Origin of the sequence: Agromyces humi (assembly GCF_009720255.1) — a bacterium.
Classification (GTDB): domain Bacteria; phylum Actinomycetota; class Actinomycetes; order Actinomycetales; family Microbacteriaceae; genus Agromyces; species Agromyces humi.
Map to the genome: position 1 here is coordinate 1 of NZ_WJSP02000520.1, position 2,110 is coordinate 2,110.

Below are 2,110 nucleotides of genomic sequence, written 5' to 3' on the forward strand. Positions count from 1 at the left end.
CTGCGGGGACCGCGGCGTCGGGCTCGGCGGCATCCGCTTCGGGCTCGGCGCGGCCTGCGAGCCGGTCGTTCCAGATCTGCAGCACCGACGCCGGCGTGCGCGGGGTCAGCAGGCTGGCGATGATGTACGCGGCGAGGCTCGCGGCGAGGCCGAAGTAGATCGGCTCGTTCGCCATGACGCCACCCGGCACAACGAACATGGTGCCGAGCGTCACGACCGTGCCGACTCCCATCGACCAGAGGGCGCCGGCGCCGGTCGCGCGCTTCCAGACGAAGCCGCCGAGGATGGCGACGAGGAGTCCGCCGACGAGGATGTCGTACGCGACCGTGAGGGCCGCGACCACGTCATTGAGCATGGCGGCGATGACGATCACCGCGATGCCGAGCACCACGACGTAGATCCGGTTCGAGCGGATGTCGTGCTCGGGGTTCGAGTTCGCCGCGGCATCCGCTGCGCTGCGACCGAAGAGCCGCTTCACGATGGGCATGACGTCGGCGCGGGCCACCGTGGCCGTGGCGATGAGCGCGCCCGAGGCGGTGGACATCATGGCGGCGACGGCGGCCGCGAGCACGATGCCGCTGAGGCCGATCGGCAAGATCTGCTGGGTGACGGCCGCGTACACGTCGTCCTTGGCCTCGATCCCGGGCATGAAGGAGGCCGCGGCGGTGCCGATGAGCGCGCCGGCGACGCCGTAGAGCAGGCAGTAGACGGATGCCGCGGTGCCGCCCCACTTCGCGACCTTCGGCGAGCGCGCGGTGAAGACGCGCTGCCAGATGTCCTGGCCGATGAGCATGCCGAACGTGTAGATGACGAAGAACGTGATGATCGTGTCGACGCCGATCGCGGTGAAGTCGAACGCCGCCTCGCCCAGCCGGTCGACGATGCCCTCGTAGCCGCCCGCGTGGATCCACGCGAAGGGCAGCAGCAGGAAGAAGACGCCGATGGTCTTCAGGATGAACTGCACCATGTCGGTGAGCGTGATCGACCACATGCCGCCGATCGACGAGTAGAGCATCACGATCACGCCGCCGATGATCACCGAGAGCGTGCGGTCGGTGTCGAACAGCACGTTGAAGATCGTCGCGTACGCGATCGTCGACGTCACCGAGAGCATGAGGGTGTAGGCCATCATCACGAAGCCCGACGCGCTCGTGGCGTTCACGCCGTAGCGGAGCTTCAGCATCTGGGCGACCGTGTAGACCTTCAGCTTCGCGATGCGGCTCGCGAACAGGATGCTGAGGAGGAAGAGGCCGACGGCGATCGCGACGACGAGCCACATGCCCGAGATGCCGAACTTGTAGCCGAGGCCGACGCCGCCGACGGTCGAGGCGCCGCCGAGCACGACGGCCGCCATGGTGCCCGTGTAGAGCGTCGGGCCGAGGCGCCGGCCGGCGACGAGGAAGTCGCTCGAGTTCTTGGTGCGGGACTTGCCCCACCAGCCGAACAGCAGCATGGCGGCGAGGTAGATGATGATGATCGCGATATCCATCGTTGGATCCTTTGCGTCAGGTCTCGGTCGAGGGTCGGGTGATTCGTCGGGTTACTGCAGGTGTGTCGGCGCGAACATGCGCAACACGGCGGGCACGACCACGACAGCGGGGCCGGGCTCGCGGAAGGTGCGGGCGATGGTCTCGCCCACGGTCTCGAGGGTCGCCTCATGGGCGGTGACGCCGAACGCCCGGGCGAGCGCGGCGAAGTCGGGGCGGGCGAGCTCGGTGGCGGTGGCCTGGCCGAACTGCTCGGTCATGTACTCGCGGAGGATGCCGTAGCCGCCGTCGTCGACGATGAGCCAGGTCACGTCGGCGTCGTGCTGGCGGGCGGTGGCGAGCTCGGCGATCGAGTACATCGCGCCGCCGTCGCCCGAGACGGCGAGGGTGCGCCGGCCGGAGCCGATCGCCGCGGCGAGGGCCGCGGGGAACGCGAAGCCGAGGCCGCCCGAGCCCTGGGCGGAGTGGAACTCGCCCTGCTCGGGATCCCACGCCGACCAGGCCCAGTACCCGGCGATGGTCATGTCCCAGAAGGTGTGGGCGTCGGCGGGCACGGCGGCACGGAGGTCGGCGAGGAGCGTGCGCTCGGGCGCGAGGTCCTGGGCGGCGAGGCGGGCCTCGAC

2 protein-coding genes are annotated in these 2,110 nt (G+C 69.7%); both read right to left on the reverse strand.

The features are described from left to right. Positions 1-1,489 (reverse strand): sodium:solute symporter (locus GH736_RS21695; RefSeq protein WP_159606996.1); only part of this gene is annotated, 1,489 nt, incomplete at its 3' end. Between the two features lie 51 nt (positions 1,490-1,540). Beyond that, positions 1,541-2,110: thiamine pyrophosphate-dependent enzyme (locus tag GH736_RS21700; RefSeq protein ID WP_235934623.1), on the reverse strand; the 570-nt coding region annotated here is incomplete at its 5' end.